The organism is Nocardiopsis sp. NPDC055551, assembly GCF_053619415.1.
Genome location: NZ_JBSHJJ010000012.1, coordinates 91,922 through 110,033, shown reverse-complemented (window position 1 = coordinate 110,033; position 18,112 = coordinate 91,922). Strand labels below are relative to the sequence as shown.

14 protein-coding genes are annotated in these 18,112 nt (G+C 69.7%); 6 read left to right on the top strand and 8 right to left on the bottom strand.

Translation table 11 applies throughout. The features are described 5' to 3' along the window. Positions 1–28: 28 nt before the first annotated feature. From ACWGSK_RS21340 to ACWGSK_RS21330, 3 genes are all read right to left on the bottom strand, one after another. The gene (locus tag ACWGSK_RS21340; protein WP_358509440.1) at positions 29–1,450 is read right to left on the bottom strand and encodes an aldehyde dehydrogenase family protein; all 1,422 of its coding nucleotides are present in this window, start codon (positions 1,448–1,450) and stop codon (positions 29–31) included. A 223-nt stretch (positions 1,451–1,673) separates the two neighbouring features. Further along, complete coding sequence (locus ACWGSK_RS21335; RefSeq protein ID WP_200816045.1) at positions 1,674–1,829, bottom strand: hypothetical protein; 156 nt, start codon at positions 1,827–1,829, stop codon at positions 1,674–1,676. A gap of 18 nt (positions 1,830–1,847) precedes the next feature. After that, positions 1,848–2,480 carry a DsbA family protein gene (locus ACWGSK_RS21330; RefSeq protein ID WP_358509437.1) on the bottom strand — a complete coding sequence of 211 codons (633 nt, stop codon included), beginning with the start codon at positions 2,478–2,480 and terminating at the stop codon, positions 1,848–1,850. Between the two features lie 224 nt (positions 2,481–2,704). Between ACWGSK_RS21330 and pepN the strand changes: the two genes are divergently transcribed. Then, positions 2,705–5,245 carry an aminopeptidase N gene (gene pepN, locus ACWGSK_RS21325; protein WP_452456562.1) on the top strand — a complete coding sequence of 847 codons (2,541 nt, stop codon included), beginning with the start codon at positions 2,705–2,707 and terminating at the stop codon, positions 5,243–5,245. A gap of 73 nt (positions 5,246–5,318) precedes the next feature. On the opposite strand, the gene malQ is transcribed toward pepN, so the two are convergent. Next, complete coding sequence (malQ, locus tag ACWGSK_RS21320) at positions 5,319–7,352, bottom strand: 4-alpha-glucanotransferase (protein WP_358509432.1); 2,034 nt, start codon at positions 7,350–7,352, stop codon at positions 5,319–5,321. Positions 7,353–7,551: 199 nt separating this feature from the next. Here malQ and ACWGSK_RS21315 point away from each other — a divergent pair, with 199 nt between their 5' ends. After that, complete coding sequence (locus tag ACWGSK_RS21315; protein ID WP_452456561.1) at positions 7,552–8,931, top strand: MFS transporter; 1,380 nt, start codon at positions 7,552–7,554, stop codon at positions 8,929–8,931. Here the strand turns inward: ACWGSK_RS21315 and ACWGSK_RS21310 are convergent. Next, on the bottom strand, positions 8,828–10,267 hold the full coding sequence (locus ACWGSK_RS21310; protein WP_452456560.1) for an amidase: 1,440 nt from the start codon (positions 10,265–10,267) through the stop codon (positions 8,828–8,830). The two genes, ACWGSK_RS21315 and ACWGSK_RS21310, sit on opposite strands and share 104 nt — an antisense overlap. Before the next feature lie 211 nt (positions 10,268–10,478). Here ACWGSK_RS21310 and ACWGSK_RS21305 point away from each other — a divergent pair, with 211 nt between their 5' ends. Then, positions 10,479–11,261: a nuclease-related domain-containing protein gene (locus tag ACWGSK_RS21305; RefSeq protein ID WP_358509423.1), complete on the top strand. Its 783-nt coding sequence runs from the start codon at positions 10,479–10,481 to the stop codon at positions 11,259–11,261. A 277-nt stretch (positions 11,262–11,538) separates the two neighbouring features. Beyond that, positions 11,539–13,401 (top strand): dihydroxy-acid dehydratase, encoded by a 1,863-nt coding sequence (gene ilvD, locus ACWGSK_RS21300; protein WP_358509421.1) that lies wholly within the window; start codon positions 11,539–11,541, stop codon positions 13,399–13,401. A 138-nt stretch (positions 13,402–13,539) separates the two neighbouring features. Here the strand turns inward: ilvD and ACWGSK_RS21295 are convergent, their stop codons facing one another. Beyond that, positions 13,540–13,746, bottom strand: coding sequence for an FmdB family zinc ribbon protein (locus ACWGSK_RS21295; RefSeq protein WP_452456559.1), 207 nt, complete (start codon positions 13,744–13,746; stop codon positions 13,540–13,542). A 158-nt stretch (positions 13,747–13,904) separates the two neighbouring features. Then, a complete protein-coding gene (locus ACWGSK_RS21290) occupies positions 13,905–14,405 on the bottom strand; it encodes an HNH endonuclease (RefSeq protein ID WP_304069805.1) in 501 nt (166 codons plus the stop codon). A gap of 378 nt (positions 14,406–14,783) precedes the next feature. On the opposite strand from ACWGSK_RS21290, the gene ACWGSK_RS21285 reads away from it, so the two are divergent. Both ACWGSK_RS21285 and ACWGSK_RS21280 read left to right on the top strand, forming a co-directional pair. Beyond that, positions 14,784–16,880, top strand: a complete 2,097-nt coding sequence (locus tag ACWGSK_RS21285) for a prolyl oligopeptidase family serine peptidase (protein ID WP_452456558.1) — start codon at positions 14,784–14,786, stop codon at positions 16,878–16,880. A 175-nt stretch (positions 16,881–17,055) separates the two neighbouring features. Then, positions 17,056–17,487, top strand: coding sequence for an acyl-CoA thioesterase (locus ACWGSK_RS21280; RefSeq protein ID WP_358509413.1), 432 nt, complete (start codon positions 17,056–17,058; stop codon positions 17,485–17,487). A 9-nt stretch (positions 17,488–17,496) separates the two neighbouring features. Here ACWGSK_RS21280 and ACWGSK_RS21275 read toward each other — a convergent pair whose 3' ends face one another. Beyond that, positions 17,497–18,045, bottom strand: coding sequence for a globin (locus tag ACWGSK_RS21275; RefSeq protein WP_358509410.1), 549 nt, complete (start codon positions 18,043–18,045; stop codon positions 17,497–17,499). Positions 18,046–18,112: the final 67 nt, after the last annotated feature.

Here is an 18,112-nt window from a genome sequence, read left to right as displayed (position 1 = left end):
GCGCCCCCGGCCACAACGACCCCGGATGCTACATCTGTACGGCCTTGACCTCGCAGAACTCCACCAGACCGGGCAGACCCCACTCCCGACCGTTGCCCGAGCGCTTGTATCCGCCGAAGGGCGCGAGCGGGTTGAGGGCGCCGCCGTTGAGCTCCACCTGACCGGCGCGCAGCCTACGGGCCACCTCCAGCCCCTGCTCGGAGTCGCCCGACCACACGGCCGCGCTGAGCCCGTAGACGGTGTCGTTGGCGATGCCGACCGCCTCCTCCACCGTGTCGTAGGGGATGAGCGCCAGGACCGGGCCGAAGATCTCCTCCTGGGCGATGCGCATGTCGTTGCGCACGTCCGCGAAGACCGTCGCCCGCACGAAGTAGCCCTTCTCGTGGCCCTCCACCGGCTCGGAGCCGCCGGTGACCAGGCGAGCCCCCTCCTTCACACCGAGGTCGATGTAGGAACGGACCTTCTCCAACTGGGTGGCGGAGACCAACGGGCCCAGGCGGGTGCCCTCGTCGGTCGGGTCGCCCGGGACGTACTTGGCGACGGACGCGGCGGCCAGTTCCACGGCCTCCTCGTAGGAGTCGCGGTGCACCAACATGCGGGTGAGCGCGTTGCAGCTCTGCCCGGTGTTGCGCATGACGTCGGCGACACCGCGCTTGACCGCCTGCGTCAGGTCGGCGTCGGGCAGGATCACGTTGGGCGACTTACCGCCCAGTTCCAGGGCGACCCGCTTGACCGTCTCGGCCGCCACCTGGGACACCCTGGTCCCGGCGCGGGTGGAGCCGGTGAAAGAGACCATGTCGACCTTCGGGTGCGCGGCGATGGCCTCGCCCACCACCGGGCCCGTGCCGCTGACCAGGTTGAACACACCGGCCGGGAGCCCGCTCTCCTCGAACACCTCGGTCAGGGCGTAGGCGCCCAGCGGGGCGACCTCACTGGGCTTGAGCACCACGGTGTTTCCCGCCAACAGGGCGGGGACCACCTTGAGCACGATCTGGTGCAGCGGGTAGTTCCACGGGGTGATGGCGCCGACCACGCCGATCGGTTCGTGCACCACCAGGGAGTTGCCGACCTTCTCACCGGTGAAGTAGCGCTCCCCGTGCTGCTCCACCAGGTCGATGTAGGTGCTGAACATCAGGGAGGGGAGGCCGACCTGCACCTTGGTGGCGAAGCCGGTGGGCGCGCCCATGTCCTCGGTCATGATCGCGGCGATGTCCTTCTGCCGCGCGGCGAACAGCTTCAGGGCCTTGGTCAGGTGGGTGACGCGCTGCCCCGGAGTGAGCGCGGACCACCCCTCGAACGCGGTGGCCGCGGCCTCGACCGCGGCGTCGACATCAGCGGTGGATCCGGCCGGAACCGTGTCGATGACCTGCTCGGTCGCAGGGTTGATCACGTCCAGGGCCTCGTCGGAGGTGGAATCGCGCCAGGCGCCATCGATGTAGAGGGATCGCATGACACCACCTTCGCAGAACGGGATTCGGGTTGGCCATACCCCCCGACGGCGAACGACCCGGTATCCGTGGTTTCACGGATACCGGGTCGTGTTCTCTGCGTCTTCGCCGGCGCTTCGGCGCGTGTTCGGGGCCTTCGCAGACGGTTCCTCATCGTCGTCTACGCCCACCACCCTCAACGGGCATCCCCTGTGACCCCCGTGGTGGTGTCCGGGTGGGCCGGGCTCAGCCCCAGTGCGGGGGGCGGTCGGCGATCAGTCGCGCCGTGGAGTCCTCCTCGGTGTCGCCCCACCCCTCGGCGCGCTCGTCGCCGGTGATGTCGGGCAGGATCTCCAGGTCATCGAAGAAGTCGACGCGACGGTCGTCATCCGGCCCGGGCATGGGTTCCTCCAGGGTGGGTCAGTCGAAGATGGGGTCACGGGTGCGGGTGCGCTTGAGCTCGAAGAAGCCGTCGATCCCGGCGACCAGACGCACGCCGTCCCACAGCTTCCCGGCCTCCTCGCCGCGCGGCGTCGGGGAGACGACGGGGCCGAAGAACGAGACACCCTCGACCTGGACGACGGGGGTACCGACGTCCTCGCCGACCAGCTTCATCGCCTCGGCGTGCGAGGCCCGCAGGGCCTCATCGTATTCGGTGGAGTCCGCGGCCTCGGCCAGGTCCGCCGGCAGGTCGGCGTCGGCCAGCGCGGCGCGGATCGTCTCGATGGCCTGGGGCTCGCCCTGGTTGTGGAAACGGGTGCCCAGCGCCGTGTAGAGGCGGTCCAGGACCTCGGGTCCGAAGCGCTGTTCGGCGGCGACGCACACACGCACCGCCTTCCAGGAGCGTTCGATCCCCTTCTTGTACTCCTCGGGCAGGTCCCGACCCTCGTTGAGGACGCCCAGGCTCATCACGTGCCAACGCACCCTCACCTGGCGTACCTTCTCCACCTCCAACAGCCAGCGAGAGGTCATCCAGGCCCACGGGCACGCGGGGTCGAACCACATGTCGGCCCAGACGACCTGATCGCCCTGCTGTTCGGGGGTCTGCGTCATTTTCCGGTACTCCTCGTCGAGTGGGTCGCGAACTTTCGTCGCGTAGATCCACAACCCCACGCATCGGTTGCGCATTCCGCACCCGCGCGTGGCAGGATCGAAGCCGATGGACGACCTCCGGCCCGACGAGGCCCGCCCCCGGCTGATCCGCTGGTCGGTGGGCTCGCCGTGACCGGCAATGAGACTCCGGCCGGCGAAGACGGCGGCCGCGAAGGGAGCTTTGCGTGGCAGGGAACCTCACAAGGGACGAGGCCCGGGAGCGGGCGCGCATCCTCGGCGTCGACTCCTACGACGTGGAGCTGGACCTGACGACCGGGGGCGAGACCTTCCGGTCCACCACCACGGTGCGTTTCTCCTCCTCCGAACCGGGTGCCCGTACCTTCATCGACCTGGTCGCGCCCACGGTGCGGGAGGCCACCCTCAACGGCGTGGAGCTCGACGTGGCCGCGCTGTTCGACGGTGAGCGGTTGGCCCTGCCCGACGTCGCGGCCGACAACGAGCTGACCGTGGTCGCCGACGCCGCCTACATGCGCACCGGTGAGGGCCTGCACCGCTTCGTCGACCCGGTCGACGAGGCCGTGTACCTGTACTCGCAGTTCGAGACCGCCGACGCGCAGCGTATGTTCACGTGCTTCGACCAGCCCGACCTGAAGGGCACGTTCGAGCTGACCGTGTACGCGCCGCCGTCCTGGGAGGTCGTGTCCAACAGCGCTCCCGACGTCGAGCGTGAGGCGGCCGGGGACGAGCGCGTGCGCTGGCACTTCCCCGCCACCCCGGTGATGTCCACCTACATCACGGCGCTCATCGCCGGTCCCTACCACGTGGTCCGCGACGAGCACGACGGCATCCCGCTGGGCCTGTACTGCCGCGCGTCCCTGGCCGAGCACCTGGACTCCGACGCCCTGTTCGAGGTCACCAAGCAGGGCTTCGACTTCTTCCACGGCCTGTTCGACGTGCGCTACGCCTTCGGCAAGTACGACCAGCTGTTCGTGCCGGAGTTCAACGCCGGGGCGATGGAGAACGCCGGCGCCGTCACCTTCCTGGAGGACTACGTCTTCCGGTCCCGGGTCACCGACGCCCGCTATGAGCGTCGCGCCGAGACCATCCTGCACGAGATGGCGCACATGTGGTTCGGTGACCTGGTCACCATGCGCTGGTGGGACGATCTGTGGCTGAACGAGTCCTTCGCAACCTACGCCAGCGTCTACTGCCAGGCCAACGCCACCAAGTGGACCGACGCGTGGACCACCTTCGCCAACGTCGAGAAGGCGTGGGCGCTGCGCCAGGACCAGCTGCCCTCCACCCACCCGATCGCCGCCGACATGGTCGACATCCAGGCGGTCGAGGTCAACTTCGACGGCATCACCTACGCCAAGGGCGCCTCGGTGCTCAAGCAGCTCGCGGCGTACGTGGGCGTGGACGACTTCTTCGCGGGCGTTCGCGCCTACTTCAAGGAGAACGCGTTCGGCAACACCGAGCTGAAGGACCTCTTCAAGCACTTGGAGGCCGCTTCGGGTCGGGACCTGTCCGGCTGGTCGCGCGAGTGGCTGGAGACCACGGGCGTCAACACCATGCGCCCGGAGTTCGAGGTGGACGCCGACGGGAACTTCACGTCCTTCGCGATCCTGCAGGAGGCCCCCACCGAGCACCCGACCCTGCGCTCGCACCGTCTGGCCGTCGGCCTGTACGACCGCACCGAGAACGGCATCGTGCGTCGTGAGCGCGTGGAGCTGGACGTGAGCGGCGAGCGTACCGAGGTGCCCGAGCTGGTCGGTCAGTCCCGCCCCGACCTGGTACTGATCAACGACGACGACCTCACCTTCACCAAGATCCGGTTGGACGAGCGTTCCCTGCGCACCGTGATCGAGGGCGTCGGTGAGATCCGCGAGTCACTGCCCCGGGCCCTGGCCTTCGGCGCCGCCTGGGACATGACCCGCGACGGTGAGATGGCCGCCCGCGACTACGTCGAGCTGGTCATCTCCGGGATCAGCGGCGTGAGCGACGTCATGGTCGCCCAGACCCTGCTGCGGCAGGCCGCGGGCGCCATCGTCAACTACGCCGACCCGGCCTGGCGTCCCGTCGGCTTCGAGAAGCTGGGGACCCGTCTGCGCGAGCTGCTGTCCTCCGCCGAGCCCGGTGGCGACCTGCAGCTGGCCTACGTCAACGCGCTCGCGTCGGTGGCGGTCACCGAGGCCGACCTGTCACTGCTGCGTGGGCTGCTGGACGGCGCGCTCACCGTGGACGGGCTGACCGTCGACACCGACCTGCGTTGGACCCTGCTGCACCGTCTGGTCGCCGCCGGTGAGGCGGGCGAGACCGAGATCGCCGCCGAGTCGAAGGCCGACCCCACCGCCGCGGGTCAGCGCAACGCCGCCGGAGCCCGGGCCGCCGTGCCCACCTCGGAGGCCAAGGAGGCCGCCTGGGAGCGGATCGTCGGTGGCGACCTGGCCAACGCCGAGTTCCGCTCGGTGCTGCTGGGCTTCACCGAGCCGCTGCAGTCGGACCTGTACCGCCCCTTCCTGGACCGGTACTTCACGCAGTTGGCCCCGGCCTGGGACAAGTGGACCGGTGAGTTCGCCCAGACCTTCGCCGAGGTCGCCTACCCGAGCCACCTGGTCGAGGAGGGGACGCTGGAGCGCACGGACGCCTACATCGCCGAACACTCCCCCGCCCCGGCGCTGCGCCGGCTGCTGATCGAGGGCAAGGCCGGGGTGGAGCGCGCCCTGCGCGCCCGCGCCACGGACATCGCCGCCGGCCAGGCCTGACGCCGGGTCGAACACACGACGGCCCCGGAAGGGATCTTCCTCCTTCCGGGGCCGGAGTTTTCCTCGGGACCGGCTACCGGATACGCCCGGGGCCGCCCAGCGGGCCCAGGGTGCGCCGGATCCGGCCCACCGTTCGCGGGTCGGCGAGCAGCTCGTCCACCAGCACCGGTTCGCCCTCGCCACTGGTCAGTGGAATCCGCCAGTTGGGGTACTCGGTGCTGGTGCCCGGCTGGTTCTGCATGCGTCGCTCCCCCACCACGTCGGTGAGCGCCACCCCGAGCATCCGGGCCGGGGTGGCCTCCAGGTAGGCGTGCATGGCGGCGACGACCGCCGCCGGGTCGGCCAGCGGGTCGACGTCGGCGTCCAGCAACCCCAGTTCCACGAGCGTCTCGCGCCACCGGCCCACGCGTTCCTCGGAGTCCGCCCGCTCCTCGGCCACGGGCCGGTCGAGCAGTCCCAGGCGGTCGCGCAACTCCACGTGTTCGGCCGACAGGAACGACGCCACCGGCGGCAGGTCGTGGGTGTCGACGGTGGCCAGGCAGTCGGTACGCCAACGGTCGGGCGTGCGCGGCCGTCCCCGTTCGTCGTTCTCGAACCACAGCACCGAGGTTCCGAAGATCCCCCGGTCCGACAGGTGTTCGCGCACCCACGGCTCCACGGTGCCCAGGTCCTCGCCGATGATGACCGCGTCCGCCTCGCGCGCGGCCAGGGCCAGGACTCCCACCATGCCCTCGTGGTCGTACTCGAGATAGGTGCCCTGGTCGGCGGAGGCTCCCTCAGGTACGCACCAGAGCCGGAACAGCCCCATCACGTGGTCCATCCGCAGGCCGCCCGCGTGCCGCAGGTTGTGGGCGAGGATCTGGTGCAGCGGGCCGTACCCCTGCCGGGCCAGGTCCGTGGGGTGCCAGGGCGGCTGTCCCCAGTCCTGCCCGAGGCGGTTGAACTCGTCCGGGGGCGCGCCCACGTGCAGCCCCCGCACCAGCGTGTCCTGGAACATCCAGGCGTCGGCGCCGCCGGCCTGCACCCCGATGGCCAGGTCGTGCACGATGCCCAGACTCATCCCGGCGTTGAGGGCGCCGTTCTGGGCGAGGGCGAGTTGCTCGTCGAGGATCCACTGCAACCACCGGTGGAACTCCACCCGCGGCCAGCGTCGGAGCGCCTCCTTGCCGACGGCGAGGGCACCGACGTCGCGTAGGTGCGCGGGCCAGGTCCGGTGGTCGGAACCGTACTCCTCGGCCAACGCGGACCAGGTGGCGAACTCGACCAGCGCCTGTCCCTCACCGTCCAGGTAGCGGCGTAGTACCTCCTCGCGGCCGGGCGCGCGCGGCACTTGGAAGAGGACCTCAAGGGCGGCCTTCTTGGCCTCCCAGACGGCGTCGCGGTCGAGGAGGTCGGCGGTCCGTCCGCGTTCGCGCAGTGGCCGGGCCAGGCGTTGGACACCTTCGCGTTGGGCCGGGTCGAGCCGCGCGTACTCGGGCACGTCCTCGATCCTGATGTAGAGCGGGCTCCCGTAGCGACGGCTCACCGGCAGGTACGGCGAGGGTTCGATGGGGGCCGTCGGCTCGGTAGCGTGCAGGGGGTTGATCAGGGTGAAGTCGGCGCCCAGGTCTCGGGCGCTCCAGTCGGCGAGTTCGGTGAGGTCGCGTAGGTCGCCGGTGCCCCAAGAAGCGCGCGAACGCACGCTGTAGACCTGGGCCATCAGGCCCCACAGTCGCGGGTTCCGGCTCAGCGCGGTGGGTTCGATCCGGTCGGGGACCACCAGCAGCGGAGCGGCGTGGTCGGTGCCGTTGTCGGTGACCCGCAGGGTGTGCACGCCCAGTGGCAGTCCCGGGTCGAAGGGCAGCAGCGCCCCGTCCGCGGTCTCCACGACGGCGCGCGCACCGTCGGGCAGCACCAGGTCGGGTGCCTTTCCCTCGCGGAGCACGACCGCCGGTGGCAACGGCCCTCTCTCCGGGCGCGGCTCGGGGTCGGCCGGATCCACCCCCATCGCCGCCAGGACATGACGGATCGTGTCGAGGCCGACGGGCACCCGTCGTCCCCGCCAGTCCTCGTACGTGGTCGCGATCCCGTACTGCTCGGCCACCCGGGCAAGCTGAACGTCCCTCACAGAAACCGATCATGCCCCACCAGGGCGTGTGTACACCGGAGGGCGCCCCGGCGTGGGGGCGAAAGGTGGTCGCCGGTTCCGTACCCGGACCGAACATGAGCCGAGCTCTTCGGCGACTTTCCGGTACGAACGGTGACCTCTGTCGCACGGTCCGTTCGTTCCGTCGCGGCTCCGCCCGGTCAAGCGCATAATCGGGAGCGTGCTCGCCAACTACCGACGGCTCTTCGCCGTGCCCCACGTCATGTCCCTGCTCCTGTGGTCCCTCATCGCGCGGTTCTACACCCCGGGACTGATGATCGCGGTCACCTTCCTGGTGCAGGGATGGACCGGTTCCTACACCTTGGCGGGTCTGGTCGCGGGGGCGTTCACCCTGGGCATGGCGTTGGTGGGGCCACTACGAGGGCGTATGGCGGACCGCGGCGGCGGTGACCGCCTGGTCCTGGTGTGCGGCGTGGTGTTCACCGTGGGATTGACGACCATGGCGCTGCTGCCCGCGTCGCTGTGGTGGCTGTCGATGCCGTTGGCGCTGGGGACCGGCCTGTTCGGCACCCCGGCCAACCAGATCGTGCGGGCGCTGTGGCCGCGGTTGACCCATGGGCCCGAGCGTCAGGCCATCTACGCGGCCGAGGCCACCACCCAGGAGTTGTTGTTCGTCTTCTCACCGATCCTCACCGCCGCCGTGGTGGCGATGGCCGGCCCCCGATACGCCCTGTTGATGTTGGGCCTGCTGGGGCTGGCGGGTTCGGTGGGGTTCGCGTGGGCGTTGCGGCGCGCCGGGGTCACCGGTCCGGCGTCGGTCGGGCACGGGACGTCCGCCGAGGCCGGAACCGACGAGGCCGCCGCTCCGCGAGAGGTACGGCGGCGGAGTCTGCTGGCGTCCCCCGCGCTGTGCCTGATCTTCGTGACGTGCCTGCTCATCGTCTCCGGTGTGGTGGGCATGGACCTGGTGATCGTGGCGTGGGCCAACGAGTTGAACGCGCCCCGGTACGTGATGGTGCTGGCTTCCGTGTGGGCGCTGGGATCGTTGGTGGGCGGTGCCGTCGCCGGCGGTCTGAAGGGCGTGCCGCGCCTGCCGCTGCGGGCGTTCGGCGCCGCGGCCGGTATCGCGATCCTGGTTCCGTTCGTGCCGCCCATCACGCACCTGCCCACGCCCCTGCTCATCACCCCGCTGCTGTTCGTGTCCGGGCTCGCCCTGGCTCCGACGCTGGCCGCGGTGATGGGACGGCTGGGCGACACCGCGCCCTCCCACCGGCGGGCGGAGGCGTTCGGGTGGATGGCCACGGCCATGAGCACGGGCGGCGCCGTGGCCGGTCCGCTGACCGGCGCGCTGGTGGACTCCAAAGGCATCGCCGGCGGGGTGTTGGGCGCGGTCGGCCTGGTGACGCTGGCCGCGGTGCTCACCCTGTTCCTGCGTCACCCGTCGACTCGCGAGGAAGCCCCTCCCCGGGAGGAGGCCCCGGTCGACCGTTCGGAGGTCACTCCTCCCAGCCCGGCGGGAAACGGTGCGCCCATGGACGCGCCCTCTCCAGTTGGGCCGACAGGGACAGCAGGGTCCCCTCTCCGCCCATGCGACCCGTGAGCATCACACCGATCGGCAGACCACGCTCGGACCAGTGCAGCGGCACGTTCACCGACGGCTGTCCGCTCACGTTGTAGACCGAGGTGAACGGCGTGAACTCCGTCATCCGTCGGAACTCGGTCTCGGGTCCGTCGCCGGTGAAGTGGCCGATGGGGACCGGTGGCGCGGCCAGGGTGGGGCTCAGGACCGCGTCGTAGGGCTCGGTGGCGGCCAGCAGTGAACGCACGCCGCATTGGAGCCGGGCCCAGGCCGCGACGAGGTCGGGCGCGGGGGTGGACCCGGCGCGTTCGCGCAGCCAACGGTTGATGGGGGTGAGTTCGCTCTCGCGGGCGGGGTCCACCGGGGTGGCCGCGCTCATCGCCTCCCACAGGTACTGGAAGTCGTCGGCGTAGGTGCCGGCGAAGTGGGCGTCGACGGGAGCCTCGATCGGCGTCACCTCGTGTCCCAGTTCCACGAGCAGCCTGGTCGTCTCCTCGTAGGCGGCCAGCACGTCGGGGTGGACGGGGATTCCGGCGGATCCGGTGTCGGTGTAGCGGCCGATCCGCAGCCGCCCCGGTTCGCGTCGGGCGTGGCCGGCGAAGGTCTCGCCGGGTGCCAGGGGCGGGGCCGCGTAGACGTCGCCGGGGTGATCGGCCGCCATGACGTCCAAGAGCAGGGCCGCGTCCAGGACGGTGCGGGTGATCGGCCCGGAGGTGGACAGACCGAACAAATCCACCCGGTCGGGGCCGATGGAGATCCGCCCCCGGGTGGGCTTGAGTCCGAACAGGCCGCAGACCGAGGCGGGGATGCGGATCGAACCGCCGCCGTCACTGCCCTGCGCCGCCGGCGCGAGTCCGGCGGCCACCGCGGCCGCGGCGCCCCCGCTGGAGCCGCCCGGCGACAGCCGGGTGTCCCAGGGGTTACGGGTGGGCGGGGCGATGTCGTTCTCGGTGTAGCAGGTCGACCCGAATTCGGGGGTGTTGGTCTTGCCGAGGAACACCGCGCCGGCCTCGCGCAGTCGCGCGACCACCGCGGAGTCGGTGGGGGCGGTGAGGCCCGTGTACAGGCGGGAGCCGAAAGTGACGGGTGCGCCGGCCAGGGGGTCCAGGTCCTTGACGGGCAAGGGGATCCCCAGCAGGGCCGGAAGAGTGGCCGGCGTGTCGGAGACGACCCGCTTCTCCGCATTTCGGGCCTGCTCTAGGGCGCTTTCTTCGAGGACCGAAACATAGGCGCCGGAACGTTCGTCGAACCTGCGAATCCGCGTCAGATAGTGCTCAGTGATCTCAACAGGCGACAGCTCACGACTGCGGACCAGTGCCACGAGCCGATGAAGGGGAAGTTCGTGCATCCGGGTCATACCGCCAGAGATTAACGGGGTAAGGCAACGGGCACCACGCGAATGAGGTCGATCTTCTCTAGAGAGACGACAAAAAAGTAACCCTTCCCCATTCTCGGCATCCGAACACGTACGGATGCAAGGGCGCAAGGTAAGAAAAGTGTGAGAAGTAATGCACTAGGACTCGGATATGGATGGAACTAACCTGTCCGTCGTGGAATCGGCAACCAGAGTGAACAGTCGCAACTCATCTTCCGGAGGGTCCGAACCCGAAGGAAACAACGCCCTCTTCTTCCCCAACCAACGCAGGACCGACGGGATCGGCGGCAAGGCCCTGTACGGGGCCCTCAAGTCCAACGACGCCCTCCGCCGGTGGATCATCCGGAGCACGATCGCCGCGATCGTCGCCGGTGGCATCGGCATGCTCACCGGGGAGTGGCGGGTCGGCGTCACTTTCGGACTGGTCGCCCTGGTCTCCGTCATGGTCTGGAGCTCGCGCCGGGAGTCCGAAATCCCACGCTGGCGCAAACCCTCGGCGGCACAGCGTCGCACCGAGGCCCAGCTCAAGGTCATGAAGCAGCTCGGCTACCGCGTCCTGCACGCGCGCGCCGTGCCCGGCGGCAACGGGCAGATCGACCACTTCATCGTCGGTCGCCGCGGCGCCTTCGCCATCGACTCCGAGTCCTGGGACAAGCGCCTCCCGCTGCGCAACAAGCTGGAGAAGCTGTACCACGGTCGGTTCAGCAAGAACGAACGGATCGACGAGGCCCTGGAAGAGGCCGAACGCGCGGCGGAGCTCGTCGGCAAGGAGCTCGGCCGCGAGATCAAGGTCCGCGCCTCACTGGCCATCTACGGTCCCGGCATGCCCTGGGACAGCCACCGCCTGCGCGGAGTGGACATCATCACCGGCACCAAGGTCCGCAAGTGGCTGCGCACCGGCCGCGACCGGCTCAGCGAATCCGAGATCGAGGAGATCTACCAGGCCGCGAGGAAGGCCCTGCCACCCCGATATTGACTTCGGTCCCCCGCCGCCGCTCGGCCCGGAAAAGCGCCACGACGCCGTGGTTCCGGGCCTTACGTATGCCCGAGACCGAAGCGACTCGGGCCGGCAGGAAGGAGCCGTCCGGCGCGCGAACGAGACCGCCGCCGGACGGAAGGCCAGGGACCTGACCGGGGAGAATCCACCCCGATGTCTCATTATCCGGAACGCCCGTCTTCCCGGGCGAGACCGAAGCGGCCCCGGAAGGGGACTACCATCGCAGGGAAACACCCGTAACGATGGGAGTCCACCCATGCCGCCCCTACGTTCACGTACGGTCACCCACGGCAGAAACATGGCCGGCGCACGCGCTCTCATGCGCGCGACCGGTGTGGAGCGCGAGGACTTCGGCAAGCCCATCGTGGCCGTGGCCAACAGTTTCACCGAGTTCGTGCCCGGTCACGTGCATCTGCGCGAGGTCGCCGAGGTCGTCGCCAACGCCATCCGCGAGGCCGGTGGCGTGCCGCGCGAGTTCAACTCCATCGCCGTCGACGACGGCATCGCCATGGGGCACGGCGGGATGCTGTACTCGCTGCCCAGTCGCGAACTCATCGCGGACTCGCTCGAATACATGGTCAACGCGCACTGCGCCGACGCCCTGGTCTGCGTGTCCAACTGCGACAAGATCACCCCCGGCATGCTGCTCGCGGCGATGCGCCTGAACATCCCCACCGTGTTCGTCTCCGGTGGTCCCATGGAGGCCGGCAAGGTCACGGTGGTCGAGGGCACCGCCGTCACCGTCAAGAAGCTCGACCTGATCAACCCGATGATCGCCGCCGCGGACGAGAGCGTCTCCCAGGAAGAACTGGACGAGATGGAGGAGAACGCCTGCCCGACCTGCGGTTCCTGTTCGGGCATGTTCACCGCCAACTCCATGAACTGCCTCACCGAGGTGATGGGCCTGGCCCTGCCCGGCAACGGCACCGTCCTGGCCACTCACACCGCCCGCCGCGCCCTGTACGAGGACGCCGGACGCCTGGTCGTCGAGGCCGCCAAGCGCTACTACGAGGACGACGACGACTCGGTGCTGCCGCTGTCCATCGCCACACCGGCCGCCTTCGGCAACGCCATGGCACTGGACGTGGCCATGGGCGGCTCCACCAACACGATCCTGCACCTGTTGGCCACCGCCACCGAAGCGGGCGTGGACTTCGGGCTGCCCGAGATCGACGAGGTCTCCCGACGCGTCCCGTGCCTGTGCAAGGTCGCGCCCAACACCGAGAAGTACCACATCGAGGACGTGCACCGGGCGGGCGGCATCCCCGCCATCATGGGCTCGCTGGCCCGCGGTGGGCTGCTGGACACCTCCCTGCCGACCGTGCACGGCAAGACCATCGGTGAGTTCATCGCCGAGTGGGACATCACCACCGACACCGCGAGCGACGTGGCCGTGGAGCTCTTCCACGCCGCGCCCGGTGGCCGCCGCACCACCAAGGCCTACTCGCAGAGCACCCGCTGGGAGACCCTGGACACCGACCGGGAGAAGGGCTGCATCCGCTCGGTGGAGCACGCCTACACCAAGGACGGTGGCCTGGCCGTGCTGTTCGGCAACCTCTCCCCCGACGGCGCGATCGTCAAGACCGCCGGCGTGGAGGAGGAACTGTGGACCTTCTCCGGACCCGCCAAGGTGTTCGAGTCCCAGGAGGACGCCGTCGACGGCATCCTCAACAAGCGGATCGAGCCCGGTGACGTGGTCGTCATCCGCTACGAGGGCCCCAGGGGCGGCCCCGGCATGCAGGAAATGCTGTACCCGACGAGCTTCCTCAAGGGGCGCGGCCTGGGCAAGGCGTGCGCGCTCATCACCGACGGGCGCTTCTCCGGCGGAACCTCGGGGTTGTCCATCGGCCACGCCTCCCCCGAGGCGGCGGCCGGCGGCGACATCGCCCTGGTCGAGGACGGCGACACCATCAGCATCGACATCCCCAATCGGGGTCTGGTGCTGGAGGTCCCCGAGGACGAGCTGAACACCCGGCGTGAGCGGCTGCTCAAGGAGCTGGGCCGGTTCCAGCCGCGCGATCGGCGGCGTCCGGTGACGGCGGCGCTGCGCGCCTACGCCGCGATGGCAACGTCCGCTTCCACCGGGGCCGCTCGCGACGTCACCCAGATCGAGAGGTAGGGGACGAGTCGAACATGGAAAGGGGCGGCCCCACCAGGGCCGCCCCTTTCGGCTGTGGACAACGGGTGGCCACGGACGACGCGCCGCCGTGGGCAACGCGTGGTCGTAGGCGACCCGCGTTCGGGAACGGCGTAGGGCTCAGCCGCAGCAACCGCCCCCGCAGCAGCCGCCTCCCCCGGAGGGAGCCGGGGCCGTGGCACGACCGCCCACGGCGACGGTGGACAGGAGACGCACGGTGTCGTCGTGCCCCTGCGGGCAGGCGGCCGGACTGTCGGACTCGGCCATCGGACGGGACAGTTCGAAGGTGTCGCCGCACTCGCGACAGCGGAAGTCGTATCTGGGCATGTCCCCAGAATAGGACGCCGCCCACCGCGTGTGGGGGGACCAGGGACCCGAACCTCCGGGCAAGGGGACGCCCCCGGGGTCGAAGGGGATTCGACTCCCGGGGGCGTCTGAGGGGCCGGGTGTTGGGACGCCCGGTACTCCGACCCTCACAGGCCTCGTCAGGCGGCCAAGTGCGCCATGTACGGCTCCCACTGTGGGTCACCGTGCAGGTCACCGTTGATCAACCGCCAGTGGGGACCCTTGGGCACCTTGGGGGTGATGTGCAGTTCCCAGCCGATCTCGTCGAGGAACTTGTCCGCCTTGCGGTGGTTGCACGGCTTGCAGGCCGCCACGACGTTCTCCCATACGTGCGCGCCACCGCGGCTGCGCGGGATGACGTGGTCGATCGTCTCGGCCTTCTTTCCGCAGTACCCGCACGTGTGCCGGTCCCGCCGCATCAGTGCGACACGGGTGAGCGGCACCCTGCGGCTGTACGGAACACTGATGTAACGCCGCAGTCTGATCACCGACGGCACGTCGTAGGCCCTCGTCGCCGAATGCAGCACCGCTCCGGTGCCGTCCTCGTGCACGACATCCGCCTTCTCTCGGAGCACGAGCAGAATCGCCCTGCGCAGTGGAAGTGTCGTCAGTGGTTCAAAACTGGCGTTGAGCAGCAGCACGTGGCGTCGGGCGGTGCCTGGACCGCCCTCCTTGCTGCGCCGGCCGCTCATCGCGTCACCTCGGCCGTCGCGAACGACCGCCGTGTCTCTTCCCCGGCCAGCCGATCGGCCAGCCAGGAGACCTCCCTGTGCACCGATCCCAGGATCGGTGTCTTCTTACGCCTTGCCACACGGACCTCCCGGTGGTTCCCGCCGAGTTGCGTCCCGCATTCAGTCTGCTTGGTGGAAGCACTCCAGCGCCACCCCAATTTACGCTGGGCTGCCCAGAAAACGTCTGTTGTCGATTTCTCGAACCCATTGTGCGGCCCGCACGGTGAGTTCCATGGTGACGCCGCGCCGAACACGCAGGGTGAGATATGGGTGGATAGGGTGCAAAGCATGCGCGAACTCCGCTATCCCCCGGCCGAACGGCTGGACATCGAAGAGAACCTGCACGGCCACACGGTCCACGACCCCTACCGGTGGTTGGAGGACGCCGACGCCGCTTCCACCAAGGAGTGGGCCTCGGCGCAGGACACCCTGTACCAACGGATCGGCGTCGACCAAGACGCCCGTGAGGTGTTCGCGGAACGGCTGCGTTCCCTCATGGGAGCCGGCGGCGTCGGTGTACCGCTGTGGCGGGGCGACCGCCGTTTCGGCGTACGCCGCGACCCCGGCCAGGAACACGCGGTGCTGTACGTACGCGATGGCGAGGGTCCCGAACGTACGCTCATCGACCCCGGGGCCATGGATCCCTCCGGGCTGACCACCCTGGACTCCTGGCGGCCCTCTCCCGATGGCCGACTGCTCTCCTACCAGCTCTCCGAGGGCGGTGACGAGGAGTCGCTGCTGCGGATCATGGACGTGGAGACCGGCGAACCCGTCGACGTCCCCATCCCCCGCACCCGGTACAGCCCGGTGGCGTGGCTACCCGACGGCTCGGCGTTCTACTACGTGCGTCGCCTGCCCGAGGAACGGGTCCCCGACGGTGAGGAGGCCTACCACCGTCGCGTCTACCTGCACCGCCTGGGCACTCCGGTGGAGGAGGACCCCATCGTCTTCGGCGAGGGCCGGGACAAGACCGACTACTTCGGTGTCTCCCTCAGCCGGGACGGTCGCTGGCTGACCCTGACCTCGGTGCGGGGCACCTCGTCCGCCACCGAGGCCTGGGTCGCCGACCTGAGCACGAGCCCGCTGGAGAGCCCCCGCCTGCTCACCGTCCAGGAGGGTGTGGACGCCGACCTGAGCCCCCATGTGGGTCGGGACGGACGCCTGTACCTGCTCACCGACCGTGACGCCTCGCGTGGGCGCCTGTGCGTCGTCGATCCCGCCGATCCGTCCTACGAGAACTGGACCACGCTGGTCGCCGAGGACCCCGAGGCCGTCCTGGACGGTTTCGCCCTCCTGGACGGGGACGGGCTCGACTCGCCCGAGCTCCTCGTCACCTGGAGTCGGCACGCGATCAGCGAGATCACCCGGCACGACCCGGCCGACGGCGCCCCCCTGGGTTCGGTGCCCATGCCGGGCCTGGGCAGCCTCGCCGGCCTCACCTCCCGCCCCGAGGGCGGCCACGAGGCGTGGTTCGGCTACACCGACAACACCCACCCTTCGTCGGTGTACCACTACGACGCCCGCACCGGCGCGGTGGAACTGTGGGAGCGCGCACCCGGCGACATCGACGTGCCGCAGGTGCGCACCGAACAGGTCGCGTTCACGTCCAAGGACGGCACCACGGTGCGAATGTTGGTGGTGTCCCCGCCCGAGGCGGCGGACGGGCCTCGGCCGACCATCCTGTACGGCTACGGCGGCTTCCAGATCTCGCTGACCCCCGCCTACTCCGCGGCGATCCTGTCGTGGGTGCGGGCCGGCGGCGTCTACGCGGTCGCCAACCTGCGCGGTGGGCTGGAGGAGGGCGAGGCCTGGCACCGCGGTGGCATGCTCGCCGCCAAGCAGAACGTGTTCGACGACTGCGCCGCGGCCGCCGAACACCTCATCGACACCGGAGTGACCACCCGCGACCGGCTCGCCGTCATGGGTGGCAGCAACGGCGGGCTGCTGGTGGGTTCGATGGTGACCCAGCGGCCGGACCTGTTCCGCGCGGCCGTGTGTTCGGCGCCCCTGCTGGACATGGTGCGCTACGAGCGCTTCGGCCTGGGACAGCTGTGGAACGTCGAGTACGGCACCGCCGACGACGCCGAACAGCTGGGTTGGTTGTTGGGCTACTCGCCGTACCACAACGTGCGCGAGGGCACCCGATACCCGGCGATCCTGTTCACGGTGTTCGACAACGACACCCGGGTGGACCCACTGCACGCCCGCAAGCTGTGCGCCGCCCTTCAGCACGCCACGTCGGCTCCGATCGGGGAACGCCCGGTGTTGCTTCGCGCCGAGGCTCAGGTCGGGCACAGCTCCCGCTCGGTGAGCCGGAGCGTGGCGCTCAGCGCCGACCAGCTGGCCTTCCTCGCCCACCACCTGGGACTGGAAGTGGGCCGGTAGGTCCGGTCACCGCACGCTTCGGGGCCCGGGGAGAGCAAGGACACAAGTTCACCCGGGCCCCGTGGCCTCCCCCTTTGCGAGAATGGGCGGATGGCTGTCCCCGTGCGCGCCGCGCCGGGCAACGCCCGCGCACGGCCCCCGTCCTCGGGGGCTCCCCAGGGAGAGGACCCCAGAAGTGACCCAGACCCAGGACGAGGTCGCCACCATCGCACCCAAGCGGCACGTGCACCATCAGCAGGTGCGCTACGCCGACCTGGACCCGCAGCAGCACGTCAACAACGTGCGGATGCTGACCTACCTGGAGGACGCCCGGGTCTCGTTCCTCAACTACGGAGGGGTGGCCGGCGGCGAGGGGTTCGGCGCCATGGTGGTGGCACGGCAGGAGGCCGACTACGTCGCCCCGCTGCTGCCCCGTAGCGAGCCGGTGCGCGTGGAACTGTGGGTCACCGAGGTGCGCAACGCCAGCTGCACCCTGGCCTACGAGATCCTGGACGACGAGAAGGTCTACCTGCGCGCCAAGACCGTCCTGGTCGGTTTCGACGTACCGACGCAGAGCGCTCGGCGTCTGAACGACACCGAGCGCGCCCTGCTCGCCGAATACTCCTGAACCGATCGGTCACCGCTTCAAGGAGATGGTGATGGCCTCACCGTCGTCGCCGTCGTCGCGGCGGCTCTCCTTGCGGGCCTGACCGTCGCTACCGATGGTCATCGAGGTGGGTTCGGCCACCGCCGGCGGCGTGGCCTCCTCCGCGACGTTGACCATGCTGTGCGCGGCCATGACCATGTACTCCCACATCTGGCGGTCCAGAGCCTCGGGCAGCTCCAGGGAGTCCATGGCCACACGCATGTGCTTGAGCCAGATGTCCCGCTCGGCGGCGCCGATGCGGAACGGAACGTGGCGCATGCGCAGGCGGGGGTGCCCACGCCTCTCGTTGTAGGTACGGGGTCCGCCCCAGTACTGGATCAAGAACAGCCGGAGGCGCTCCTCGGCGGGGCCGAGGTCCTCCTCCGGGTACATGGGTCGAAGTTCGGGGTCCTCGGCCACTTCCTCGTAGAAACGACGGACCAGACGGACGAAGGTGTCCTCGCCGCCAACGGCCTCGTAGAACGTCATCTGCGCGGGCTCTTCGCCGGCGCCCTGGTGGTCATCACGCGCGGAACTCATCGTCACCAGGGTATGCGACGTTCGCCGACGCCCTCCGGGACCCAAGGACCGGGGGACAACGACACAG